Origin of the sequence: Pseudomonas sp. UBA6699, assembly GCF_002454615.1 — a bacterium.
Taxonomy (GTDB): Bacteria; Pseudomonadota; Gammaproteobacteria; order Pseudomonadales; family Pseudomonadaceae; genus Aquipseudomonas; species Aquipseudomonas juntendi.
This window is the reverse complement of record NZ_DKJF01000080.1, coordinates 1-18,130: the sequence shown is the minus strand read 5'-3', so window position 1 is coordinate 18,130 and position 18,130 is coordinate 1. Positions and strand designations below refer to the sequence as shown.

15 protein-coding genes are annotated in these 18,130 nt (G+C 58.1%); 4 read left to right on the top strand and 11 right to left on the bottom strand.

Translation table 11 applies throughout. The features are described 5' to 3' along the window. Positions 1–134: 134 nt before the first annotated feature. From atpB to rpmH, 11 genes are all read right to left on the bottom strand, one after another. Positions 135–1,004: a F0F1 ATP synthase subunit A gene (gene atpB / locus B3361_RS15380; protein ID WP_003260030.1), complete on the bottom strand. Its 870-nt coding sequence runs from the start codon at positions 1,002–1,004 to the stop codon at positions 135–137. A gap of 16 nt (positions 1,005–1,020) precedes the next feature. After that, positions 1,021–1,428, bottom strand: a complete 408-nt coding sequence (locus B3361_RS15375) for a F0F1 ATP synthase subunit I (protein WP_009684665.1) — start codon at positions 1,426–1,428, stop codon at positions 1,021–1,023. Between the two features lie 149 nt (positions 1,429–1,577). Further along, positions 1,578–2,450, bottom strand: a complete 873-nt coding sequence (locus B3361_RS15370; protein ID WP_054904300.1) for a ParB/RepB/Spo0J family partition protein — start codon at positions 2,448–2,450, stop codon at positions 1,578–1,580. A gap of 9 nt (positions 2,451–2,459) precedes the next feature. Beyond that, a complete protein-coding gene (locus tag B3361_RS15365; protein ID WP_009684667.1) occupies positions 2,460–3,251 on the bottom strand; it encodes a ParA family protein in 792 nt (263 codons plus the stop codon). A gap of 18 nt (positions 3,252–3,269) precedes the next feature. Then, positions 3,270–3,920, bottom strand: coding sequence for a 16S rRNA (guanine(527)-N(7))-methyltransferase RsmG (rsmG, locus tag B3361_RS15360; protein WP_054904299.1), 651 nt, complete (start codon positions 3,918–3,920; stop codon positions 3,270–3,272). Further along, positions 3,917–5,809: a tRNA uridine-5-carboxymethylaminomethyl(34) synthesis enzyme MnmG gene (gene mnmG / locus B3361_RS15355; RefSeq protein WP_009684669.1), complete on the bottom strand. Its 1,893-nt coding sequence runs from the start codon at positions 5,807–5,809 to the stop codon at positions 3,917–3,919. Before mnmG ends, rsmG begins: the two co-directional genes overlap by 4 nt. Before the next feature lie 601 nt (positions 5,810–6,410). Next, a complete protein-coding gene (gene mnmE, locus B3361_RS15350) occupies positions 6,411–7,781 on the bottom strand; it encodes a tRNA uridine-5-carboxymethylaminomethyl(34) synthesis GTPase MnmE (protein ID WP_154211357.1) in 1,371 nt (456 codons plus the stop codon). 87 nt (positions 7,782–7,868) lie between these two features. Beyond that, a complete protein-coding gene (gene yidC / locus B3361_RS15345; RefSeq protein ID WP_009684671.1) occupies positions 7,869–9,551 on the bottom strand; it encodes a membrane protein insertase YidC in 1,683 nt (560 codons plus the stop codon). A gap of 2 nt (positions 9,552–9,553) precedes the next feature. Then, a complete protein-coding gene (yidD, locus tag B3361_RS15340) occupies positions 9,554–9,799 on the bottom strand; it encodes a membrane protein insertion efficiency factor YidD (RefSeq protein WP_009684672.1) in 246 nt (81 codons plus the stop codon). After that, positions 9,792–10,196, bottom strand: a complete 405-nt coding sequence (gene rnpA / locus B3361_RS15335) for a ribonuclease P protein component (protein ID WP_029886846.1) — start codon at positions 10,194–10,196, stop codon at positions 9,792–9,794. Before rnpA ends, yidD begins: the two co-directional genes overlap by 8 nt. Before the next feature lie 13 nt (positions 10,197–10,209). Further along, on the bottom strand, positions 10,210–10,344 hold the full coding sequence (gene rpmH, locus B3361_RS15330) for a 50S ribosomal protein L34 (protein WP_003253163.1): 135 nt from the start codon (positions 10,342–10,344) through the stop codon (positions 10,210–10,212). Positions 10,345–10,939: 595 nt separating this feature from the next. Between rpmH and dnaA the strand changes: the two genes are divergently transcribed. Genes dnaA through gyrB form a run of 4 tightly spaced genes read left to right on the top strand, consistent with a single transcriptional unit; the run spans position 10,940 to position 17,172 of the window. Then, on the top strand, positions 10,940–12,484 hold the full coding sequence (gene dnaA / locus B3361_RS15325) for a chromosomal replication initiator protein DnaA (protein WP_029886847.1): 1,545 nt from the start codon (positions 10,940–10,942) through the stop codon (positions 12,482–12,484). A 40-nt stretch (positions 12,485–12,524) separates the two neighbouring features. Continuing rightward, positions 12,525–13,628, top strand: coding sequence for a DNA polymerase III subunit beta (gene dnaN, locus B3361_RS15320; protein WP_029886848.1), 1,104 nt, complete (start codon positions 12,525–12,527; stop codon positions 13,626–13,628). 15 nt (positions 13,629–13,643) lie between these two features. Further along, on the top strand, positions 13,644–14,747 hold the full coding sequence (gene recF / locus B3361_RS15315) for a DNA replication/repair protein RecF (RefSeq protein ID WP_054904297.1): 1,104 nt from the start codon (positions 13,644–13,646) through the stop codon (positions 14,745–14,747). 4 nt (positions 14,748–14,751) lie between these two features. Continuing rightward, positions 14,752–17,172, top strand: coding sequence for a DNA topoisomerase (ATP-hydrolyzing) subunit B (gene gyrB, locus B3361_RS15310; RefSeq protein ID WP_154211356.1), 2,421 nt, complete (start codon positions 14,752–14,754; stop codon positions 17,170–17,172). Positions 17,173–18,130 lie beyond the last annotated feature (958 nt).

Sequence of the window (18,130 nt, the reverse complement as noted above, 5' to 3'; positions counted from 1 at the left end):
GACTTTTACGTCGTATTGGTTAGGTTTTTAAGTTGAAGCGGTAAAACAAATCGTTTGGTACAGCATGCCCTTGCGGACTTTTTAAGCCCTCCCCCCAAACGAGCGGGGAAGGCTATCAGACACGCCAGGCGGTCTTAATGGTTATCTTCGTGCGCCATCGACAGGTAGACGATGGTGAGCATCATGAAGATGAAAGCTTGCAGGGTGATGATCAGGATGTGGAACACCGCCCACGCCCATTGCAGCACGACACCCAGGCCGCTCAGCCACAGCAGGCCGGAACCGAACATGACCGCGATCAGAATGAACACCAGTTCGCCGGCATACATGTTGCCGAACAGACGCAGTGCCAGCGAGATCGGCTTGGCGATCAGGGTGACGAATTCGAGCAGGAAGTTGACCGGAATCAGCAGGATCTGCACGAAGATGTTCTTGCTGCCGAACGGGTGCAGGGTCAGCTCACCGATGAAGCCGCCCAGGCCCTTGACCTTGATGCTGTAGAAGATGATCAGCGCGAATACGCAGAACGCCATGGCCAGGGTCGCGTTCGGGTCGGTGGTCGACACGGCGCGGAACGGAATGTGCGGATCGCCGGAGATCAGGATGGCCAGCTGAGGAATCCAGTCGACCGGTACCAGGTCGACGGCGTTCATCAGGAATACCCAGACGAAGATGGTCAGCGCCAGCGGTGCGATGACCGGGCTACGGCCGTGGAAGGAGTCCTTCACGCTGCCGTTGACGAAGTCGACCATCACTTCCACGAAGTTCTGCAGGCCGCCAGGCTGGCCGGAGGTGGCCTTCTTGGCCGCCATGCGGAAGATGAACAGGAAGATCAGACCCAGCGCGACGGACCAACCCAGGGTGTCCAGGTGGAACGCCCAGAAGCCCATTGCCTTGGCTTCTGCAGCCGAATGGGCAAAGCCCCAGCTGCCGTCTGGTAGTTGACCGTAGGTCAGGTTCTGCAAGTGGTGCTGGATATAGCCCGAAGCGGTTTCTGCTGCCATGGTTGCCTCAAACGCCCTAAGGTCTCGAAAGTCTTTTATTCATCAGCAGGGGCGCGAACCAGCTGACCAAAAGGGTCAACACGAAGACGCCGAATACTGCTAGCGGCGCCAGTGGCTTCACTCCTGCGAAGGTCAGTGCAAAAAGCACTGCCGTCAAAATCATCTTGCCTGCCTCGCCAGCGTAGAACGACTTGACGATGGCTTGTGCCGCCCGAGCTCCGCTAAAGCGAAAAGCCTTCCAGGCGAAATACACGTTGGGCAGCCAGGCAATCAAACCTCCGCAAAGGCCTGAATATCCACTGACCGCCCCTTTCCACTGCCACAACACCAGGGTCGCCAGCAGGAATACGACAAATTGAGCCAGCAGTACCGGAAAAACCGCCCAGCGATGGAAAGGCAGGCGGTTTGGCGTGCGGATTTCCATCACAACTGCTCCTCGGAAGTCGACCAACAAGTCAGTGATGACTTGGCATAATTTGTGCCGACAAAATGCGCGCAGAGTATAGGGGTGGTTTAACCCCTATTCAACTCTTCGGTAGTGATTTCCGACTGCCCGCTACAACAGCAATTGTTTCAGCGGATGTGTGCAAGCACACCTTGCAACTCGTCAAGCGAGTTGTAGCGAATAACCAATTGGCCTTTGCCCTTGTTGCCGTGGCGAATCTGCACAGCCGAGCCCAGGCGCTCTGCGAGCCGCTGTTCAAGGCGCGTGATATCCGGATCAGGTTTGCCCGTTTCGACCGGTTCAGGTTTGTCGCTGAGCCACTGGCGAACCAGTGCTTCAGTTTGGCGCACGGTGAGACCACGTGCGACAACATGACGCGCCCCCTCTTCCTGGCGATTCTCATCCAACCCGAGCAATGCGCGGGCATGACCCATTTCCAGGTCGCCGTGGGCGAGCATGGTCTTGATCGCCTCTGGCAAGGTAATCAGGCGCAGCAGGTTGGCCACGGTGACCCGCGACTTGCCGACCGCATCGGCCACCTGTTGCTGAGTCAGTTCGAACTCCTGCTGCAGCCGCTGCAGGGCCAGCGCCTCTTCCAGCGGGTTGAGGTCTTCACGCTGGATGTTCTCGATCAGTGCCATGGCGATGGCGGCCTCGTCGGCCACTTCGCGGACCATGGCCGGGATGGTGTCCAGGCCGGCCTGCTGGGTGGCACGCCAACGGCGCTCACCGGCAATGATCTCGTAACGGTTATCGCCGATCGGGCGCACCACGATCGGTTGCATCACCCCATGGTTGCGAATCGAGTGGGCAAGTTCTTCCAGCGCCTGTGGGTCCATGTCCCGGCGTGGCTGATATTTGCCACGCTGGATCAGTTCGACCGGCAGGTGCTGAAGCTCCTTCTGGTCGATCTTCACAGCCTGCTCTTCGAGCGCGCTCACGGTAGGACCACTGAGCAGTGCATCCAACCCACGTCCGAGACCCCGTTTCTTGACGGCCATACGGATTCCTTAAGTTGTCTGTGCAGTGCGCGACTGACGGCGTTGCCGGCGAACCAGTTCCCCAGCCAGCGCCAGATAAGCCAGGGCGCCACGGGATTGCTTGTCGTAGGCCAGGGCCGGCATGCCGAAGCTGGGGGCCTCGGCCAGGCGAATGTTGCGCGGAATGACCGTGTCGTAAAGCTGGGGCCCGAAGTGCTCCTTGAGCTGGGCCGACACATCGTTGTTCAGGCTCAGGCGAGGATCGTACATGGTCCGCAGCAAGCCCTCGATCTTCAGCTCCGGGTTCAGCCTGGCAGCGATGCGCTTGATGTTATCCACAAGGTCACTGAGACCCTCCAGTGCGTAGTACTCGCACTGCATGGGGATGATCACGCCATCGGCTGCGACCAGGGCGTTGAGCGTCAGCATCGACAGCGACGGCGGGCAATCGATCAGGATGTAGTCGTAGTTGTCACGGATGGGCGCCAGCGCGTTGCGCAGGCGGCTTTCCTTGACCTGCATTTCCAGCAGCACCACTTCGGCGGCGGTCAGGTCGCGGTTGGCCGGCAGCAACTGAAAACCACCGTGCTCGGAGTAATGCATGGCCTGGGCCAGGTCGCACTCCCCGATCAGCAGGTCGTAGACCGAGTGCTCGAGTTCGTGTTTGTCCACACCGCTGCCCATGGTTGCGTTGCCCTGCGGATCGAGGTCGATCAGCAGCACACGACGCTTGGTTGCGGCCAGCGAGGCGGCGAGATTGATACAGGTGGTGGTCTTGCCTACACCACCTTTCTGGTTCGCGATTGCGAATACCTTAGCCATTGATGCGCGTGTTCCCAGTCATGCCTTGCGGCGCAGTATCAGCAGATGGCGCTGGCCCTGGCAACCTGGAACGGTCAGGGCCTGTTCGCTTTCCACTGTGAAGTCTGCGGGCAATGCTACCAGTTCATCGGCAGGATGCAGCCCCTTCATTGCAAGCCATTGCGTCCCGGTGTCGCCCAGGTGGCGGGTCCAGTTGGTGAAGTTCTCCATGCTGCTGAAAGCACGGGAGATGATCCCATCGAACGGTTGTGCAGGTTGGAACGCCTCGACCCGGCTGTGGATAACCATGAGGTTGTCCAGCTTGAGTTCCATTTTCACCTGGGTCAGGAAGCGGGTTTTCTTGCCATTGGCATCGAGCACGGTCACCCGCTTGTGCGGATGCAGGATAGCCAAAGGAATACCAGGCATGCCACCACCACTGCCGACATCCAGCCAGTTGTCCCGCGCGCTGTGGATAAACGCCATGACGCTCAGACTGTCGAGCAGATGCCGCGAAACCATCTCGTCCGGGTCGCGCACGGCGGTCAGGTTGTAGGCTTTGTTCCATTTGATCAACAAGGCCAGGTAGCCGAGCAGTTTTTCATGCTGCTCGGCACTCAGTTCTACACCAAGCTGCCGCGCACCTGTGGACAACTCTTCAGCATGTTGCGGGGTAACCAGGGCACTCAAGCGCTTTGCTCCAATTCGCGGCCAGCGCCGCGTTTTTTCAAGTGAATCAGCAACAGGGAAATCGCCGCCGGGGTCACGCCTGGAATGCGCGATGCCTGGCCCAGGGTTTCCGGGCGGGTCTGGCCCAGCTTGCCCTGGATCTCCTTCGACAGGCCGGAAATGGTCGTGTAATCGATATCCACAGGCAACCGGGTGTCCTCGCTGGCACGCAGGCGAGCGATCTCATCCTGCTGGCGGTCGATGTAACCGGCGTACTTGGTGCGAATCTCGACCTGTTCGGCGACCTGTGGATCGATTGCCTCACCGCCGGTGGCCTCGATCAGGCCGGCGTAGTCGATTTCCGGGCGGGCCAGAAGGTTGAGCAAGCTGTACTCGTGGCTGAGCGGCGTGCCGAACTTATCCACAATGGCTTGGCCTTGTTCGGTATTGGGTCGTACCCAAGTCGACTTCAGGCGCTGCTCCTCGCGTTCGATACCGTCGCGCTTGGCGCAGAAGGCCGCCCAGCGCTGGTCATCGATCAGGCCCAGTTCACGGCCCTTTTCAGTCAGACGCAGGTCGGCGTTGTCTTCGCGCAGAATCAGCCGGTACTCGGCACGCGACGTAAACATACGGTACGGCTCCTGGGTGCCCAAGGTAATCAGGTCGTCGACCAGTACGCCGATGTAGGCCTCGTCACGGCGAGGGCACCAGCTGTCACGGCCTTGTGCCCGCAACGCGGCGTTGGTCCCGGCCAGCAGGCCCTGGGCGCCGGCTTCTTCGTAACCGGTGGTGCCATTGATCTGGCCGGCGAAGAACAAGCCGCCGATGACTTTGGTCTCGAGGCTGTACTTGAGGTCACGCGGGTCGAAGTAGTCGTACTCGATGGCATAGCCAGGGCGCACGATGTGGGCGTTTTCCATGCCACGGATCGAACGGACCAGTTCCAGCTGCACGTCGAACGGCAGCGACGTGGAAATACCGTTCGGGTACAGCTCATGGGTGGTCAAGCCCTCGGGCTCGATGAACACCTGGTGGCTTTCCTTGTCGGCGAACCGGTGGATCTTGTCTTCGATCGATGGGCAGTAGCGCGGGCCCACACCTTCGATCACGCCCGAATACATCGGCGAGCGGTCGAGGTTCGAGGCAATGATCTCGTGGGTACGCGCGTTGGTATGGGTAATCCAGCAACTGACCTGGCGCGGGTGCATTTCGGCATTGCCCATGAACGACATCACCGGTATGGGCGTATCGCCTGGTTGCTCGGTCATGACCGAAAAATCCACCGAACGACCGTCGATACGTGGTGGCGTACCCGTTTTCAATCGGCCCACGCGCAGTGGTAGCTCGCGCATACGGTGTGCCAGCGCGATCGAAGGCGGATCACCGGCACGACCACCTGAATGGTTTTGCAAGCCGATGTGGATCAGACCGCCAAGGAAGGTACCGGTGGTCAGTACCACCGATTCGGCAAAGAAACGCAGACCCATCTGGGTCACCACGCCTTTGACCTGATCCTGCTCGACGATCAGGTCATCGCAGGACTGCTGGAATATCCACAGGTTTGGCTGGTTCTCCAGGATTTCACGAACCACCGCCTTGTAGATGGCGCGGTCGGCCTGGGCACGGGTTGCCCGTACAGCTGGACCTTTGCGGTTGTTCAGAACGCGGAACTGGATGCCGCTCTTGTCGGTAGCCAATGCCATGGCGCCGCCAAGGGCATCGATCTCTTTGACCAGATGGCTTTTGCCGATACCGCCGATAGCGGGGTTGCAGCTCATGTGACCGAGGGTTTCCACGTTATGGGTCAACAGCAGGGTTTTCACACCCATGCGTGCTGACGCAAGCGCAGCCTCGGTACCGGCATGGCCGCCGCCGATGACGATCACTTCAAAACGGGAAGGGAAATCCACCACGCACCTCGTGCCTGTTTTTGCGAATAGAGAAGGTAAGCCGACAAGTATAGGGACTTACCCCCCCTTAAAGAAACCGTCTGAGCAAATTTTGACCAGTCTGTGGATGAGTGGCACACAACAGAAATCAAAGAAGAGAAATTTATAAAAGCTTTGTTTTTATGTTTATTCTTATGCACAGCCCTATCTGTGGATAAACCTTTGCAGGCGTTGAATTACGTCATGTACAGAGAAATTAAAGCCTGTGGTTGAAGTGGCCTGAGGGGTATGGATAACGTAATTTAGCCTGTGGATTAAATGCCTGTTTACCCACAGGGGGTTTTGTCCTCAGAAAAAAAGAATGCTTATCAACGGAGCTGAAGGCGGGTTTTCCACAGGGCTCCTGAGCGCATTTCCAAGCTTGTGTATGAAAAATTGTGAGCCTGTACTGGCCTTCTCGCAGGTAAACCCGTTCCCACAGGAGGGCGGAACAAGCATGGCAAGCAGGAAGCTTGTGGGTGCTGGCAGGCCGGCGATGGCGCCCGCACGGCAGATGCGTGAATTCCAGGCAAAAAAAAAGCCGCTCCCGAAGAAGCGGCCCTTGGCAGTGCCCGGCTGTGGATTATTTGCCGATACAGAAGCTGGAGAAGATCCGCCCCAGCAAATCATCCGAACTGAATGCCCCGGTGATCTCGCCCAACGCATGCTGGGCCTGACGCAGGTCTTCCGCCAACAGCTCTCCCGCGCCCGCCAGGGTCAGTTGTGCGCGGCCATGCTCCAAGTGCTCACTGGCCTGGCGCAACGCATCCAGGTGGCGCCTGCGGGCGCTGAAACCGCTCTCGGCAGTCTGTTCATAACCCATGCAGGCCTTCAGGTGGTCGCGTAGCAGCTGCAGGCCTGCGTCATTGCCCTTGGCGCTGAGGGTGATCGTGACGTGGCCATCATCACATTGTTCCAGCCCTACCCGCTCGCCACTCAGGTCTGCCTTGTTACGGATCAGCGTAACCTTCGCCGGGTTTGGCCGCTGGTCGAGAAACTCTGGCCACAGGGCAAACGGGTCGCTGGCTTCCGGCGCTGTGGAGTCGACCACCAGCAATACCCGGTCAGCCTCGCCAATGGCCTTCAGCGCCCGTTCCACACCAATCTTTTCCACATGGTCATCGGTGGCCCGCAACCCGGCGGTGTCCACCACATGCAGCGGCATGCCATCAATGTGGATATGTTCGCGCAAAATATCCCGTGTGGTGCCGGCAATGTCGGTGACGATCGCCGCTTCGCGCCCGGCCAGCTGGTTCAGCAGGCTGGATTTACCGGCATTGGGCCTGCCGGCGATAACCACCGTCATGCCGTCGCGCAGCAATGCACCCTGCCCGGCCTCGCGCTGCACGGTGGATAACTCTCGGCGTACGGTATCGAGCATCGACAGCACGTGCCCGTCGGCGAGGAAGTCGATCTCTTCTTCAGGGAAGTCGATCGCTGCCTCGACGTAGATGCGCAATGCGATCAACGCCTCGGTCAAACCATGCACACGCTTGGAGAACTCGCCCTGCAGCGAGCGCAGGGCGTTGCGGGCCGCCTGGCTGGAGCTGGCCTCGATCAGGTCGGCAATAGCTTCGGCCTGCGCCAGGTCGAGCTTGTCGTTGAGGAATGCGCGCTCGCTGAACTCACCTGGGCGGGCCAGCCGACAGCCAACTTGTACACAGCGCTGCAGCAGCATATCCAGCACCACCGGGCCACCGTGGCCCTGCAGCTCAAGCACGTCCTCGCCGGTGAACGAATTGGGCCCGGGGAAGAACAACGCGATCCCTTCGTCCAGTACCAGCCCTTCCTCATCGCGGAAGGGGCCGTAATGGGCGTGGCGCGGGGTAAGCGTACGGCCGGTGATCAATTGCCCAGCCTTGGCGGCCAGGGGCCCGGACAACCTGACAATCCCCACCCCGCCGCGGCCCTGGGCGGTGGCGATGGCTGCGATGGTTTCACGCACAATGTTCATGCTCGAAAGCCTCTACGACAACAACGACAGATAGCAAAAACGCCCCACTAGGGGGCGTTTTTATTCACAGGCTAGCGTAGCAGCCCGTCAGGCAGCAGCTTTTTTCGTGGCTGCTTCGATGCGACGTGTGATGTACCACTGCTGCGAGATCGACAAGCAGTTGTTCACAACCCAGTACAGCACCAGACCCGCTGGGAACCACAGGAAGAAGAAGGTGAAGATGATCGGCATCATTTTCATCACCTTGGCCTGCATCGGATCCGGCGGCGTTGGGTTAAGGCGTTGCTGGATGAACATGGTGGCGCCCATGATGATCGGCAGGATGAAGAACGGATCCTTGATCGACAGGTCGGTAATCCACAGCATCCATGGCGCCTGGCGCATTTCAACGCTTTCCAGCAGCACCCAGTACAGGGCCAGGAACACCGGCATCTGCACCAGGATCGGCAGGCAGCCGCCCAACGGGTTGATCTTCTCTTTCTTGTACAGCTCCATCATCGCCTGGGACATCTTCTGGCGATCATCACCGAAGCGCTCTTTCAACGCGGCGAGTTTCGGTGCAACGGCACGCATGCGCGCCATGGAACGGTAGCTGGCAGCCGACAACGGGAAGAACAGGCCTTTGATCAGCATGGTCAGCACGATGATCGACCAGCCCCAGTTGCCCAGCAGGCTGTGGATATGTTGCAGCAGCCAGAAGATCGGCTGGGCGATGAACCACAGGAAGCCGTAGTCGACGGTCAGTTCCAGGCCTGGGGACAATTCCTTGAGCTTGGACTGGATCTTCGGACCGGCATACAGCATGGCGCTGGTTTCAACCTTGCCACCGGCAGGTACGTTCAGTGCCGGGCCGGTGTAGCCGATGATGTAGTTGCCTTGGCTGTCCTTGCGCGTCTGAACAACGTTGTTGTCCGACTTGGCCGGGATCCACGCGGTCACGAAGTAGTGCTGCAGCCAGGCTACCCAGCCACCAGACACATTTTCTTTCAAATTGCCCTTGTCCATGTCCTTCATCGAGACCTTTTTGTAAGGCTCGGAAGCTGTCCACAGGGCTGCACCCAGGTAGGTGGCGGTGCCGGTCGCAGTGCTCGAAGACGGATCGCCGCTGGCGTCACGCTTGAGCTGGGCAAACATGTTGCCGCTCCACGGCTGGCTGCTCTGGTTGTCGATCAGGTAGCTGACATTCAGGTCGTACTCACCGCGCTTGAAGCTGAAGCGCTTGATGTAGTTGACGCCGTTGTCGCTGAACTTGAGGTCGACCACCAGTTGCTGCTGGCCGTCAGCCAGTTGGTAGCTTTTCTGCTCGGCGGCATACAGTGGGCGGCCGCTGGCGCGGGCATCCGGGCCGTTGGCGCCGGTCAGGCCACTTTGTGCCAGGTAGACACGCTCACCACCATTGTCGAACAACTGGAACGGGATGTCCGGGTGGTCCTGGCGGCGGGGGTATTTCGGCAGGTTCAGCTGGACGATGTCACCACCAACCGGGTCGATAGCCAGCTCAAGGACGTCGGTCTTGACGCGGATCAGGTCCTTGCTGAGTGCGACCGGTGCCAGTTCGGCAGGGCTGGAGTCGGCGTTGGCGCTCGGTACATCGGCGCTGGCACCGTTGTTACCGGCCGGCACGCCATCGGGCAAGCCCGGCGCAACAGTGCTGGCAGCAGTATTCTGAGTCGGCAAGGCAGCTTGGCCGTAGTCATCGTTCCACTTCAGGACCATGACGTAGGACACGACTGCCAGCGCGGCGATCAGGATCGTGCGTTTAATATCCATGATTACTCGGCTATCGAAGAAGTTCGGGAGGAAGGAGCGGGTGGAACGGGGTCGAAACCGCCTGCATTCCACGGATGACAACGCCCCAGGCGACGAACAGCCAGCCACCCACCACGCCACAAGCCATGATTTTCGATGGCTTCGTAGGCGTAACAGGAGCAGCTGGGGAAGAAACGACAGTGGCTGGCCATCAGAGGACTAATGGCGTAACGGTAAAACTGGATCGGAACGAGCGCCAGTTTACGCATCTTGGCTGTCTACCCCTGCGCAATTGGCGGTGACTACTGGTGCTGGGCGGGAGCGCGCCAGGCGTTTCCAGAGTTTGCCAAAGTGTTGGTGCAATTCCGGGTTTTCTACTTCACCCAATCCCTTGCGCGCGACGATCACGATGTCCAGGCCGGCGAGTAACTGCTGGTTCAGACGAAAGGAATCGCGCATCAAGCGCTTGAGGCGATTGCGTTGAACGGCGAGTTTGACGCTTTTCTTGCCGATCACCAGGCCCAGCCGTGGGTGATCGAGGCCGTTCTCGCGAGCAAGGATAAGCAGGTTTTTCCCTGGAACCTTGCCGGTTGGGGAGTCGAAGACCGCTTTGAAATGCCGGGGTGTAAGCAGTCGCTTTTCCCGACTGAAGTCCTGACTCACCACCTGTGCCGAAAAATCAAATGGCCAGACGCTTACGGCCTTTGGCACGACGACGCGACAGAACAGCGCGGCCGTTCTTGGTAGCCATACGGGCACGGAAACCGTGAGTGCGCGCGCGCTTGATGGTGCTTGGTTGGAAAGTACGTTTCATGGCGTGTTACCTGGTTTGTCGACGACGGGCCGGGATGGCCCCCTTTTTACGAGACCGGCGATTCTAGAGAAAGCAAGCCCGTAGGTCAATTTCCAACCAGTCTTTCCCTATAGAGCATGTGATGGACGGCAACTGCTCGGCCATGACCCCCAGGGTGCTTGATCGAAGGTACGCCTTGGGGACAACATGAAAAAAAGAAGAGAGATATAAAAAGCTTTTCTGATAAACCTATAAAGCTTAGGTGGATAACTTTCTGTGGATAACCTACTCAAGGCCACGGTTAATGGGATGTACAGCGTTTCATAAGTATGTTGTGAAGCCGTGCTGCACTTGTTTCGTAGGTGGTCGCAACCTGTGGATTAAATAGCCTGTTATGCACATGTGAATTATCCACAGGCTACAACTCAGGGTTGTGCATAGCCCTCATGGCGGGTTATCCACAGAGCTTATCAACACCGCCTTCATGCCAATCTGGTCGATAAATGGCTGATTTGTCATGGTTACTCATGTGTCCACATGTGGATAACTGGACGCTCGACCGGTACAATGGCGGTTTGTTTTTGCCTCATCCGGCTTTCAAACTCAGGGGATATCCGTGTCAGTGGAACTTTGGCAGCAGTGCGTGGAGCTTCTGCGCGATGAACTGCCTGCCCAGCAATTCAACACCTGGATCCGTCCGCTACAGGTCGAAGCCGAAGGCGACGAGTTGCGCGTCTATGCGCCTAACCGTTTCGTTCTCGATTGGGTCAATGAAAAGTACCTGGGCCGCTTGCTCGAATTGTTGGGCGAGAACGGCAGCGGCATAGCACCTGCCCTTTCCTTATTAATAGGCAGCCGCCGCAGCTCGGCCCCGCGCGCCGCGCCCAACGCGCCGGTCAGTGCTGCGGTCGCCGCTTCACAGGCGCAGACCCAGGCTAAAAGCCAGACCCTCAAGGCTGCGCCTGCTGCGGCTACCCTCGAACCTGCAGCAGTAACGGTTACCGAATCTGTTCCGATGGATGAAATGGCCGAGCCGTCTTCGCGCGACAGCTTCGATGCCATGGCTGAGCCGGCCGCTGCGCCAGCCACCAGTGGCAGGGCCGAACAGCGCACCGTACAGGTTGAAGGTGCGCTCAAGCACACCAGCTATCTGAACCGAACCTTCACCTTCGATACCTTTGTCGAGGGTAAGTCGAACCAGCTGGCGCGCGCAGCGGCCTGGCAGGTCGCAGACAACCCCAAGCATGGCTACAACCCGTTGTTCCTTTATGGCGGAGTGGGTCTGGGTAAAACCCACCTTATGCATGCTGTGGGTAACCACCTGCTGAAGAAGAACCCGAACGCCAAGGTTGTGTACCTGCATTCGGAGCGCTTCGTCGCAGACATGGTCAAGGCGCTGCAGCTCAATGCCATCAACGAATTCAAGCGTTTCTACCGTTCGGTAGATGCGCTGCTGATTGACGATATCCAGTTCTTTGCCCGCAAGGAGCGCTCCCAGGAAGAATTCTTCCACACCTTCAACGCGCTGCTTGAGGGTGGCCAGCAGGTCATCCTGACCTCCGACCGCTACCCCAAAGAGATCGAAGGCCTGGAAGAGCGCTTGAAGTCGCGCTTTGGCTGGGGCCTCACGGTTGCCGTAGAGCCGCCAGAGCTGGAGACGCGTGTAGCCATCCTCATGAAGAAGGCTGACCAGGCCAAGGTCGAACTGCCGCATGATGCAGCGTTCTTCATCGCCCAGCGTATCCGTTCCAACGTTCGCGAACTGGAAGGTGCGCTGAAGCGGGTGATCGCTCACTCGCATTTCATGGGGCGCGATATCACCATCGAGCTGATCCGCGAATCGCTGAAGGACCTTCTGGCCCTGCAGGACAAGCTGGTCAGTGTGGATAACATTCAGCGTACCGTCGCCGAATACTACAAGATCAAGATCTCCGATTTGCTGTCCAAGCGACGGTCGCGTTCCGTGGCGCGCCCTCGCCAGGTGGCCATGGCGCTGTCCAAAGAGCTGACCAACCACAGCTTGCCGGAAATCGGCGACATGTTTGGCGGGCGCGACCATACGACCGTGCTGCACGCCTGTCGCAAGATCAACGAATTGAAGGAATCCGACGCGGATATCCGCGAGGACTACAAGAACCTGCTGCGAACGCTGACGACCTGATGGCCGTGTGCGCAGCTAATTGAAGGCAAGGGACTAGACCATGCATTTCACCATTCAACGCGAAGCCCTGTTGAAACCCCTGCAACTGGTCGCCGGTGTCGTCGAGCGCCGTCAGACCTTGCCGGTCCTGTCCAACGTGTTGCTGGTCGTGCAAGGCCAGCAACTGTCGTTGACCGGTACCGACCTGGAAGTCGAACTGGTAGGCCGCGTGCAACTGGAAGAGCCGGCTGAGCCTGGCGAGATCACTGTCCCGGCGCGCAAGCTGATGGACATCTGCAAAAGCCTGCCCAATGACGCCCTGATCGATATCAAAGTCGACGAGCAGAAACTGTTGCTCAAGGCCGGCCGTAGCCGTTTCACCTTGTCCACCCTGCCTGCAAACGACTTCCCCACAGTGGAAGAAGGCCCAGGTTCGCTGACCTGCAACCTGGAACAGAGCAAGCTGCGCCGCTTGATCGAGCGCACCAGCTTCGCCATGGCTCAGCAGGATGTGCGCTACTACCTCAACGGCATGCTGCTTGAGGTTTCCCGCAACACCCTGCGTGCAGTGTCTACCGACGGTCACCGCCTGGCCCTGTGCTCCATGACGGCGCCCATCGAGCAAGACGACCGTCACCAGGTCATCGTGCCCCGCAAAGGTATCCTGGAGTTGGCGCGCTTGCTGACCGACCCAGAAGGCATGGTCAGCATCGTGCTCGGCCAGCACCACATTCGTGCGACCACTGGCGAGTTCACCTTTACCTCCAAGCTGGTAGACGGCAAATTCCCCGACTATGAGCGCGTATTGCCCAAAGGCGGCGACAAGGTGGTGGTTGGCGATCGTCAGGCGTTGCGTGAGGCATTCAGCCGTACCGCGATTCTTTCCAACGAGAAGTACCGCGGTATTCGCCTGCAGCTGGCTGCTGGCCAATTGAAGATTCAGGCCAATAACCCCGAGCAGGAAGAGGCGGAAGAAGAAATCAGTGTGGACTACGATGGTAGCTCGCTGGAAATCGGCTTCAACGTCAGCTATCTGCTGGATGTGCTGGGCGTGATGACCACTGAGCAAGTTCGTCTGATCCTGTCTGACTCCAACAGCAGTGCGCTGCTGCAGGAAGCCGGGAATGATGATTCTTCCTACGTTGTCATGCCGATGCGCCTGTAACCTGTAGCAGGCGACATGTCCCTTCGACGTATCATGGTCACCGCGGTGCGCAACCTGCACCCGGTGACGCTCTCACCCTCCCCCCGCATCAATATCCTTTACGGCGCCAACGGCAGTGGCAAGACCAGTGTGCTGGAAGCCGTGCACTTGCTTGGATTAGCGCGCTCATTCCGCAGCACCCGTTTGAACCCGGTCATACAGTACGAACAGGCTGCCTGTACCGTGTTTGGTGAGGTGCAATTGACGGAGGGCGGCACCTGTAACCTCGGTGTGTCCCGCGAGCGCCAAGGGGACTTTACCATTCGCATCGATGGGCAGAACGCTCGTAGCGCTGCGCAGTTGGCAGAGCTGCTGCCGTTGCAGCTCATCAATCCGGACAGCTTTCGGCTACTGGAGGGCGCACCAAAAATTCGTCGCCAGTTCCTGGATTGGGGAGTGTTCCACGTGGAACCTCGCTTCCTACCCGCTTGGCAACGGCTGCAGAAGGCGCTGCGGCAGCGGAACTCATGGTTGCGGCATGGTACACTTGACCCAGCTTCGCAAGCCGCCTGGGACCGGGAACTGTGCCTGGCCAGTGCGGAAATAGATGAATACCGTCGCAATTATATCAAGGCCTTGAAGCCCGTCTTCGAGCGAACCCTGAGCGAACTGGTCGAACTGGACGGGTTGACCCTGAGCTACTATCGAGGCTGGGACAAGGACCGGGAACTGCAAGAAGTACTCGCCTCCTCTCTCCTTCGCGATCAGCAAATGGGCCATACCCAAGCCGGTCCGCAGCGCGCTGATCTGCGTCTTCGCCTAGCTGCCAATAATGCAGCCGACATTTTGTCGCGTGGTCAGCAAAAGCTGGTGGTGTGCGCACTGCGCATTGCCCAAGGCCACCTCGTCAGCCAGGCTCGCCGCGGTCACTGTATTTATCTCGTGGATGACTTGCCGTCCGAACTCGACGACCAGCACCGCCGCGCTCTGTGCCGCTTGCTTGAAGAATTACGCTGCCAGGTGTTCATCACCTGTGTAGATCACGAATTACTGAGGGAAGGCTGGCAGACGGAAACGCCAGTTGCTTTGTTCCACGTGGAACAAGGCCGTATCACCCAGACCCACGACCATCGGGAGTGAAGGCATGAGCGAAAATCAAACGTACGACTCCTCCAGCATCAAGGTGCTGAAAGGTTTGGATGCCGTACGCAAGCGTCCCGGCATGTACATTGGCGACACCGATGATGGTAGCGGCCTGCACCACATGGTCTTCGAAGTGGTCGACAACTCGATCGACGAAGCCCTCGCCGGTCACTGCGATGACATCACTGTCATTATTCACCCGGACGAATCCATCAGTGTCCGCGACAACGGTCGCGGCATTCCGGTCGATGTGCATAAAGAAGAAGGTGTTTCCGCCGCTGAGGTCATCATGACCGTCCTGCACGCCGGCGGTAAGTTTGACGATAACTCCTACAAAGTCTCCGGCGGTTTGCACGGTGTTGGGGTTTCGGTCGTAAACGCCCTCTCCGAGAAGCTGGTATTGACCGTTCGCCGCAGCGGCAAGATCTGGGAACAGACCTACGTTCACGGTGTTCCACAAGCGCCGATGGCGGTTGTGGGTGACAGCGAAACCACGGGCACCCATATCCATTTCAAGCCTTCGGCTGAAACCTTCAAGAACATCCATTTCAGCTGGGATATCCTGGCCAAGCGGATTCGCGAACTGTCGTTCCTCAACTCGGGCGTCGGCATTCTGCTGAAAGATGAGCGCAGTGGTAAGGAAGAGTTCTTCAAATACGAAGGTGGCCTGCGAGCGTTCGTTGAGTACCTGAACACCAACAAGACGCCGGTCAACAACCAGGTGTTCCACTTCAATGTGCAGCGCGAGGATGGCGTAGGTGTTGAAGTTGCCCTGCAATGGAACGACAGCTTCAACGAAAACCTGCTGTGCTTTACCAACAACATTCCGCAGCGTGATGGTGGTACCCACCTGGTGGGCTTCCGTTCCTCGCTGACCCGTAGCCTTAACAACTACATCGAGCAGGAAGGTCTGGCGAAGAAGAACAAGGTAGCCACCACTGGCGACGATGCCCGTGAAGGCCTGACCGCGATCATTTCGGTGAAGGTCCCGGACCCTAAATTCAGCTCACAGACTAAAGACAAGTTGGTTTCCTCGGAGGTGAAAACCGCCGTTGAGCAGGAAATGAACAAGTACTTTGCCGACTTCCTGCTGGAGAACCCCAACGAGGCCAAGGCCGTCGTTGGCAAGATGATCGACGCTGCGCGTGCTCGGGAAGCGGCCCGCAAAGCCCGTGAAATGACCCGTCGCAAGGGCGCGTTGGACATTGCCGGCTTGCCGGGCAAATTGGCGGACTGCCAGGAAAAGGACCCTGCCCTTTCTGAGCTGTACCTGGTGGAGGGTGACTCCGCAGGTGGCTCCGCCAAACAGGGCCGTAACCGCCGTACCCAGGCGATCCTGCCGCTGAAGGGGAAGATCCTCAACGTCGAGAAGGCGCGCTTCGACAAGATGATCTCGTCCCAGGAAGTAGGCACGCTGATCACGGCGCTGGGGTGTGGCATTGGCCGCGAAGAGTACAACATCGATAAATTGCGTTATCACAACATCATCATCATGACCGATGCTGACGTTGACGGTTCGCACATCCGTACCTTATTGCTGACCTTCTTCTTCCGCCAATTGCCGGAGCTTGTCGAGCGCGGCTACATCTACATTGCCCAGCCGCCGCTGTACAAGGTCAAGCGAGGTAAGCAGGAGCAGTACATCAAAGACGACGAGGCCATGGAAGAGTACATGACCCAGTCGGCCCTGGAAGATGCCAGCCTGCACTTGGACGAGTCGGCGCCAGCGGTTGCCGGTGTACAACTGGAAAACCTGGTCAACGAATTCCGCGGCGTGATGAAAACGCTCAAGCGTCTGTCGCGCTTGTACCCAGAAGACATCACCGAGCATTTCATCTACCTGCCGGAAGTGACCGTCGAGCAATTGGGCGATCATGCTGCGATGCAAGCCTGGCTGGTGAAGTTCCAGGCGCGCCTGAGCAACAGCCAGAAGTCCGGCCTTGGTTATCAGGCTAGCCTGCGCGAAGACAAAGAGCGCAATGTGTGGCTGCCGGAAGTGGAAGTGACCTCCCACGGCCTGGCCAGCTACGTCACGTTCAACCGCGACTTCTTTGGCAGCAACGACTACCGTACGGTCGTGAAGCTGGGGGCCAACCTTTCTACCCTGCTGGGCGAAGGTGCTTATGTGCAGCGCGGCGAGCGCCGCAAGGCGGTCAGCGAGTTCAAGGAAGCACTGGACTGGCTGATGAACGAAAGCACCAAGCGGCATACTATCCAGCGATACAAAGGGCTGGGTGAGATGAACCCTGAGCAACTGTGGGAAACCACCATGGACCCAACCGTGCGCCGGATGCTCAAGGTCACCATCGAAGATGCCATCGCTGCCGACCAGATCTTCAACACCCTGATGGGTGATGCGGTCGAACCACGCCGTGACTTCATCGAGAGCAATGCCCTGTCGGTTTCTAACCTGGACTTCTGACCGGCCGGTGTAGGTTCACAGAAAAGCTGCACGCTTTCACAAATAGATGACCGGCCGGGCTTCAACCATGGCCCCTGTCGGTCACCATCAAGCCCGCCTTCGCGGGCTTTTTTTTGCCTGGAATTCCTGCCGGGGCGCCCTACTCCGCTCATTGGAAAATGATGCAGATGGGGGGATTTGAGGAAGTGATTTGATGGGGCGCTGGAAGTGCTGAGAGGGTCGGCGGGCGGATCTGAGCAGCAGAGAGATTGAGAGGACTTTAAAACTAATATTTGAACACCTTAATAGTTAATTAAGCGTACGTGTTAAGTATTAATTTGAACAATTTAGTATGGAAATGGAATTTGGTGGAAGTTGCCATTTTGGATTTTTTGTAGATTTCGAAGGGATGTTGGAATAAGATCTATGACCAACTTTTCCGCTTTGCACTGAAGATTTTCAGCCAAATCAGCTGTTTGAAGCGAGAGCTTCAGACCTGATCCAAATTGCTCCAGCGATCACGAAGTGGCCGTTTAGAAATAAAGAGAGCAAGCCGATTGCTTTAGATTCTGATCAGTCATGAGAGTCATGACCAATGAGAGAAAAGGAGACCTGAAAATGTAGAAAAACGCGATCAATCCCGAGAGGACTGACCGCGCTTAGCGAAGCAGACTTGCGTCCTCAGAACCCGCAATGTCTGCTTTTTCGAAGCGACTGTCAATCCTCTCCCATTTTTTCGACCTTAGCGAGGTTACTCGACGGCACAGTGTTGCCTGTCGAAAGGCCTCACTTCGCCCGCCCTGCGCCTTGATTTTTTGGCGCAGCGTCGGCGCTCGCTTCGAGATTTTCGGAGGTGTTTCATGACAGTACGAAAGGTGGTCACGCGGCGGTCCAACCATTACCGCGGCTACTTCCCATCGCTCAAAAATAAAAAGCCTGTGCCCTGGGAGTCCCAGCTTGTTGGCGCTGATGGAAAATT